This is a genomic window from Streptomyces sp. NPDC034111 (assembly GCF_055575375.1).
In genome coordinates, this window is sequence record NZ_JBVIST010000023.1 from 125,078 (window position 1) to 131,843 (window position 6,766).

The 6,766-nt window shown below is 65.9% G+C and carries 8 protein-coding genes; 4 read left to right on the forward strand and 4 right to left on the reverse strand.

Translation table 11 applies throughout. The features are described from left to right. The first annotated feature begins 412 nt into the window (after positions 1-412). The 4 genes from ACZ55A_RS33430 to ACZ55A_RS33445 all read left to right on the forward strand — a co-directional run bounded on the left by ACZ55A_RS33430 (position 413) and on the right by ACZ55A_RS33445 (position 4,782). Positions 413-1,513: a TnsA-like heteromeric transposase endonuclease subunit gene (locus ACZ55A_RS33430; protein ID WP_468848242.1), complete on the forward strand. Its 1,101-nt coding sequence runs from the start codon at positions 413-415 to the stop codon at positions 1,511-1,513. 186 nt (positions 1,514-1,699) lie between these two features. Next, on the forward strand, positions 1,700-2,653 hold the full coding sequence (locus tag ACZ55A_RS33435; protein WP_468848245.1) for a phosphotransferase family protein: 954 nt from the start codon (positions 1,700-1,702) through the stop codon (positions 2,651-2,653). A gap of 184 nt (positions 2,654-2,837) precedes the next feature. Then, complete coding sequence (locus ACZ55A_RS33440; RefSeq protein ID WP_468848247.1) at positions 2,838-2,996, forward strand: hypothetical protein; 159 nt, start codon at positions 2,838-2,840, stop codon at positions 2,994-2,996. A gap of 760 nt (positions 2,997-3,756) precedes the next feature. Beyond that, positions 3,757-4,782 (forward strand): NucA/NucB deoxyribonuclease domain-containing protein, encoded by a 1,026-nt coding sequence (locus tag ACZ55A_RS33445; protein ID WP_468848249.1) that lies wholly within the window; start codon positions 3,757-3,759, stop codon positions 4,780-4,782. A 43-nt stretch (positions 4,783-4,825) separates the two neighbouring features. Here the strand turns inward: ACZ55A_RS33445 and ACZ55A_RS33450 are convergent, their stop codons facing one another. The 4 genes from ACZ55A_RS33450 to ACZ55A_RS33465 form a co-directional block, all read right to left on the reverse strand. Next, positions 4,826-5,254 (reverse strand): hypothetical protein, encoded by a 429-nt coding sequence (locus ACZ55A_RS33450; RefSeq protein ID WP_468848251.1) that lies wholly within the window; start codon positions 5,252-5,254, stop codon positions 4,826-4,828. Positions 5,255-5,577: 323 nt separating this feature from the next. Next, positions 5,578-6,054 carry a hypothetical protein gene (locus ACZ55A_RS33455; RefSeq protein ID WP_468848254.1) on the reverse strand — a complete coding sequence of 159 codons (477 nt, stop codon included), beginning with the start codon at positions 6,052-6,054 and terminating at the stop codon, positions 5,578-5,580. Between the two features lie 22 nt (positions 6,055-6,076). After that, positions 6,077-6,457 carry a hypothetical protein gene (locus ACZ55A_RS33460; protein ID WP_468848256.1) on the reverse strand — a complete coding sequence of 127 codons (381 nt, stop codon included), beginning with the start codon at positions 6,455-6,457 and terminating at the stop codon, positions 6,077-6,079. A 121-nt stretch (positions 6,458-6,578) separates the two neighbouring features. After that, positions 6,579-6,716: a hypothetical protein gene (locus ACZ55A_RS33465; protein WP_468848259.1), complete on the reverse strand. Its 138-nt coding sequence runs from the start codon at positions 6,714-6,716 to the stop codon at positions 6,579-6,581. Between the last annotated feature and the right edge of the window lie 50 nt (positions 6,717-6,766).

The following is a 6,766-nucleotide window of genomic DNA, read 5'->3' on the forward strand; positions in this document are numbered from 1 at the left end:
AACCTGTTCGACTGATCAAACCTGTCGAACGGTATGCGGAAGGCTTCTCATCTCAAAGATGCAAATCTTCGCGGGGTTGATCTCAGCACGACAGATGGCCTGAAGGTGGAACAGGTACTGGAGGCGATTCTGGACTCGAAGACTGTGCTGCCGCCAGAGTTGGCTGCTGATCCGCGAGTGCAGGAACGGATCAAGTAGTGCGAATAGGTGACACGCAACGACCTGCTAACTCGTCAGAGAGTTACGCCGTGCGGCAATCAAATCGAGCCCGTCTCAGGTTCTTTGTCTCTGACGTCAGTTTTTCTCACCTGTCTTTCCCCTCGCGGGTGGTTTGGGGCCGTATTCCTGGTGGTCGAAGCCTGCTTGTGGCTTTGCTCGGATCGGATCAATCCGGGAACTGTGGGGGCTGGCGGTGGATGTCGGGAGGCTGGGCCAGGCCGCGTTCGAGGTGGGGTACGTTGGTGAGGACTGCGTTCGCCGTCGCGAGCCGTTGGCGGCCTCCTGGACGCTGAGGTTCGAGCGGCTGTCGCCGGCGCGTACGGTCAAGTCCTACCAGGGGCAGAAGTCCGTGACCCGGGACTACTGGGCGGCCACGACGGCCGCACAGCTGTCATGCGAATCGCACCTGGAACGGCACCACGCGATGCTGATGGACTTCGACCCGCAGGTCACGGCTCTGGTTGGCCAGCCGTTCCGACTGTTCTGGCCTGGCCGACGAGGCCGTCGCGGACACGTCCCGGACTTCTTCGCCCGACTCGATGACGGCGGCGGCCTGGTGGTGGACGTCCGTCCGGACGATCGAATCGAGCCGGACGACGCAGAGGCGTTCGCGGCGACCGCGCGGGCCTGCGAACTCGCCGGATGGGTCTTTCGCCGGGTGGGAGCGATCGATCCGGTGCTGCTGGCGAACGTCAAGTGGCTGGCGGGCTACCGGCACCCGCCCAACCATCACGAGCCCGTCGCTTCGCAGTTGACGGTTGTCTTCGCCGAGCCGGAGGCCCTGTTGGTCGGGGTCGAGCGGGTCGGTGAACTGCTTGCCGAGAATGCTCCCGTCACCTACGGCATGGTCCGCGCTCGTATCGCCGCCCTGCGTGCCTCTCCGCCGGAAGCACCGCCTCCACCACCGACGGTGCGGCAGGTGACTGGCTGGCTCACCCGCCATCCCACGTCCTTGAGCGAGGACGATCGCACAGCCTTGAAGGCCATCCTGGCCCACTGCCCCGAGTTGGACACGGCCGCCGAGCGCATCCGCGGCTTCGGCGAGATACTCACTGAACGCCTCGGCGCCATGCTCCCCAGCTGGATCGACGCTGTCGAAGCCAGCCAACTGCCCGGCCTTACCGGCTTCGCATGTCACCTGCGCCGCGAGTTCGACGCTGTGACAGCCGGACTCACCCTGGAATGGAGCTCCGGCGGCACCGAAGGCGCCGTGAACCGCATTAAGAAGATCAAAAGGCAGCTATACGGACGCGCCGGATTCGAACTGCTTCGCAAGATGATCCTGCTTCAGTGACCGGTCGTCACAGCTCTTTACGATCAATGCCAGAGTCCGCTGACGGGACTCTCCAAGCTGTAGCCACGGCTCGATGTGAGTGCCTGATTGGTGCCTGCGGCAGCTGCGAAAGGAGCAAAGCAACGTTGCCATCGTCTCCAACGAAAGCTTTTGCTGGCGCCGATGTCCAGATGATGAGGTGGCACGGTGACCAACCACGATGAAGCGGCGGCTGTCCGACCGTTGACCCTGGCTTGGGTGAGCCGGCACCTGGAGGCCGGCGAACGGATCGTCAAAACCCAGGCTCTACACGGCGGCATCACTGCCGAAATGCGGCGGCTGACCATCGGCATGCGGGACGGAGGCACCCGTGACCTGGTGCTGCGGACCTTCGTCAACGTGGAGCACGCCGAGGACTGGCTGAACAGGGAGGCCGACGCCCTGACCCTGCTCACGGGGACCGGCGTGCCAGCTCCTGGACTGGTCGCGGTTGATCCGGCCGCAGCGCATTGCGAGTATCCATCGCTCCTTATGACACATCTAGCGGGCCGGACGGTCCTCAGCGATGAGGGATTGGAGACGCGCGTTCCTCTGCTGGCCCGTCAGCTCGTGGCGATCCACGCGTTGCGACCCGCCGAGCGGCCCCGGGAGTATGTGGCGTTGACGACCGCCGACACCGTCGTGACTCCGAAGGGCGCCGACGCGGCGGCATGGGCCGCGGCGATCGACGTGATCCGCAAGCCCGCGCCCCCCTATGAAGGACGATTCCTGCACCGGGACTTCCAACCCGGCAACGTGCTCTTCGACGTGTCACCCCCAAGGCCGGCAGGTGCCCGGATCACGGGGGTCGTCGACTGGGCAGCGACCTCCTGGGGCCCGGCGGATCTCGATGTGGCGCACTGCTCGACCAATCTCGCGCTGCTGCACGGCCCGGCGTGGGGTCTGCGGTTCCCTGAGGCGTATGAGGAGGCCGGTGGGGTGCTGGCCGCGGCCGCGAATGAGCGGCTGTACTGGCGGGTGCGGGACGGGCTGGCATGCTCAGAAGAAGTGCAGCAGGTGGCGCAGCCATGGCGTGAGGCAGGGAGGCCAGAGCTGACGACACGAACCGTGGAGAAGCGGCTGAATGCCTATGTCACCGCCCTGATGGACGCGCTGGGCTGAGCCAAAGCAGCCCGGGACGCGGACACGGCAGCGAGCGTCGGGCCGGTTGCCACGTCCGGCAGCGGAGCCGATCGCACACCTGCACCGGAACACCCCCGAGTACGGGCTGGCTCCCGGCCGACAACTCTGCGACGCCTCCGAATCGAACGACAATATCACTCGCCGTAGCAGCTCCCCAAGATCTGTGCCAGAGCCCGAAACCGGTGAACAAAGCCAGGCGCTGGAGCGGATGGAGGTGGCTGAAGGTGCCAACTTCCTCCTCGAACGCGACCGGGTCCTCGATCGCGGCCTCGGTAAGGACGAGGTTGTGGCGGGCGGTCGACTACTGATCGGAACGACCTGAAGCTCCCGACTCGGGCCGACGATCGGCGCCACAACCCTCCCCCATCCCGGGGCGGACCCGAGTCCGTCGATGGCGGACACATTGACCCCCAAGCGCAGGGCAGAGTTGCGCCAGCGGGCGTTGAGGAGCAGGACTTCCCCATGGCAGGTACGGCGACACCCTCGTGTGGATCTAGGAAGTGAGGCTGGACGGATCCGCACCAACACGTCGTTTGCAGCCACATGGGTGAGTGCGATGGTCGCTTTCAGCCACGGGTTGGGAATGAACTTTCGATGAGCCTGGGGCGGGCGGTAGGTATTAGTGCACGGCATGCCTGATGTGCCTGATACATACACAGGGGGGAAATATGAGAACTGTGCTGTTCGGCCGCCGTTGGAGGCCGTTAACGGCTGTGTCGCTGTTGGCCGCTGCCGCCGTGGGGGTGGGTGCTATGCCAGCGGTGTCGTCGGCGACTCCCTCACCGCGGCCGCTGGTGAAGACCTACGTGTTGCCGGCCGGGACGCCGACACCCACTCTGAAGGAGCTGGAGGCGGGAGAGGGCCTGCGGCGGTTGGAACGGGCGGCTGCACAGGCCGACGGGCCGCGCAATGCACTTGAGACCGTCGGAGCGGCAGCGCGTTATGCCGCCAAGTCCGCGAAACCGTCGGCCCTTGAGGCCGCGCTCCCCGCGGCGTTGGGCAAGATAGCTGCGGCGGCTCCGACGGCGCTGACGTACCCGGATCCACCACGGTCGATGTCGCTGGCTGAGTGCAAAGCCCACATGGGCGGAGACGCGAAGTACTACCTCAAGTCCCGGTTCGCGGTGTGTACTGCTCTGAAGGTCACCCAGGCGTGGATCAACCGCAGGGGAGGGTCGGGCACCAGCAGCCTGACGTTCTACATCCGCGGCACGGTGCCCAAGGAGACAAGCCGCACCATCAACTTCGACTGGGACGTCACCGACTTCGTCAAGGTGGGCAACCCGCCGACCAGCGGTCAGATGTTCACGATCAAGTCCGCACTGCCGAAGACGTGGCCCTCCCGGGTCAAGGTGAACTACGGCGGCACCACCCCCAATGCCACGAGCTACGACCAGCTCGCCAGGATGAAGCCGGCGCACTTCACCCACACCGTCACCGTTGCCCCTGGGCAGGGCAATTCTGGCCGCACCGACCTGGTCGAGGCAATCTACGAGCCGACCATCAGCGTAAAGGTGCCACCGCCCTGGATTGGTGACTTCGAAAGCGGTAAGCCGTTCATGCTGGCACCCCGCTGGGACGCCGCCCCGTATCTGAAGAACTCCACCGGCGGCACCAGCCCGATGAAACGCGGTGCCGCGTCCTTCGCCTACCTCGGATTCCTGCACTACAGCTCCAAGGCCACCGCGCCCGAGAGAGGCGTGGCTCAGCACATCAAGACGGCCTTCACCCAGCCGTCGAGGACCAAGCCCACCAATGCGGCCAAGAAGGTAGCTGGTCAGGAGCCGAAACACCTGCTGCACCGCATTGTCGCCGACACAGCACGCCATGACCGCAACCGCGTACTGGCTGTTGCGGACTGTAAGCGGTACTTCGGCCCCAAGTACTCGCAGAACAACACCAAGGACTGTGACGAGTACCCCTTCGCCTCCACCTACGAAGGAGCGGCGGAGTTCGAGTACACCGGCGACGTGATGAAGAACAACTACTCGGTCCTGCCGGTCGACAAGAAACAGAACGGCGACGCGGGCACCCTGCTCAAGAGCTTCTACGCCAAGAACCGGGTCATTGACGGGCTCGAGGACGGCTTCGTCGTCCAGATCGACTAACAGGCAGGTGTGTGGGGCCGCGGCTGGGCGGCCCCACACCACCTCACTCAGGCTCAGGCCAGAACTGCACGAGCCACTTCTCCACGCCGTAGGCGACACCGACATCCTCGGTCACGCGCTGCACCTCGGCCCGCCCGGTCGACCCCACCCGCACCCTCCAGCGTCCACCGACCTGCCCGAGATGCACGAGGTCGTCCGCGCGCTCCATGCCCCACACCGCCAACTCGCCGCCGGCTGTGGTGACAACCGCCTCCTGGTGCTCCTCCCAGTCCTCACCGGCCCACGCAGTCGCGGGCCCGTCCCACACCTCCACGGTGACTGCAGCGGTGTGGGTGTGGCCGGCACTGTAGAAGTCGAGACGGCCTGGGAAGACGTTCAGGAACTTTCCGAACTCGTTCTCGTCCGGGTAGGGCACGGCAAGCGCTGCGTCATCCGAATCCTGCAGGGCAAAGCTGTGGTAAGCCACCCTCACCTGTAAATCGTGCCGTCGCACCAACTGTCCCACGCCGCCTCCCCAGTTCCTTTGACTCCAGGCCGACATTACTAGCGGGCGCATGGATCTACCTCGCGGTATCGGACAGTCTTCGACAGCCGTACCGCGACGCCGGCCACGGAGTGCACCGAATGGCGATGCCTACCTCAAGGAGGAGCCTCAAGAGCGGGTGGCGGCGCTATGCCGTGTGCCGCCGCACGATCTGCGGCGGGCGCTGCTGGCCTGGCTGCGGAGGCGCCTGGCAGGGTCCAACCCCATCCAGGGGAACCGACTTCCGAGGGAGGTAGGCTGATTCGTGCAGGTCAGGACGTCCGGATCGTCCCCGAGTCGGTGGGGAGCATCTGGCCGATGACCAGGCCATGGTCCGCGAGGGCGTCTTCCCCGCCGACGCAGGGGTGGTGCACCTCGGTCGCAGCGACGATTCCGGCGGAGGGATGCAGCTCGTCGCTGCCGAGGACGGCGGCCCCGCACCCGGTGCACGGCGCAGCCTGGCCCGGCTGGCCGGTGACTTCCCCACCGTGCTGGACACCGCGCAGAACCTGGGCAGGGCAGGCCTCCAGGACCGCGTTATGGGCGCCGGTTGGCCCCAGGGGAGCATGGACCGCGCAGGCGCAGCCTACGAGCCGCCCGCACAGGAAGCCGAGCAGCATGGCATCGTCGGCGAGCGTGCCACTGCCCAGGCTCAGCGCGCCTTCGCCCTGGTCTTCACTGACCCACCCGGGCAGACGACAACTCGACCTGGCCCAGCAGCTGCTGTCCGGACTCGACCTGCGCGCCACCGGCCTCACCAGGAGCGTCAGCCTAGTCGTCCCACTTCACGCAATAAGCAGCCACCCAGCTCCTTGTGCCGACGATGTGGGCCCAGAGCCGTCCACCGCCGCAGTTGCGGTAGTAACCGCCGTTTACCCCGTTATTGAGACAAAGCCGCTTGTTCTTCGCCACCCAGCCCTTGAAGTGGTACGACCGGCCCGGACCGCTGCGCTTGGCCAGCTTGATCTTGGTCCTGTAGTGCCGGCCGTGAGCGCACCTCTGCAGCTGCACACTCTGCCCACCCCTGACCACCTCGCTCGCCTGTGCGGAAGACGGCAGGCCGGTGGCGCTGGCGGGTGGCGCGCTGGCGAAGGTGAGCAGGACAAAGGCAGCGGCCGTTGCTGTTAATCGAGCAGAATTCGTGCCCCGCATGGAGTTTCCCCTCTGAAGGCCTTTCAGGCGCTTGCCTGATTTACGCCCAAAAGTCTGCCCGCTGGCCGAACCGTAAAACGCACGCGCCGCGGGCCGCGGCCGGGCTGGATGGTGCGGTGCATCAGGATGCCTTCGCCTTGGGCAGAGCGAGTTCCTGCGCCAGGTGTCGGGCGCAGACGCTGCGGTTCGGCAGGGCGTCACGGCCGTACCCGCTCCACACGAAGGCGCACAGGACGGCAGCGGCAGCACCGATCGTCACCAGAAACTCCTCGTCACCCCCAGCAGCCGGGAGGCGTCAGCTGAGGGCCG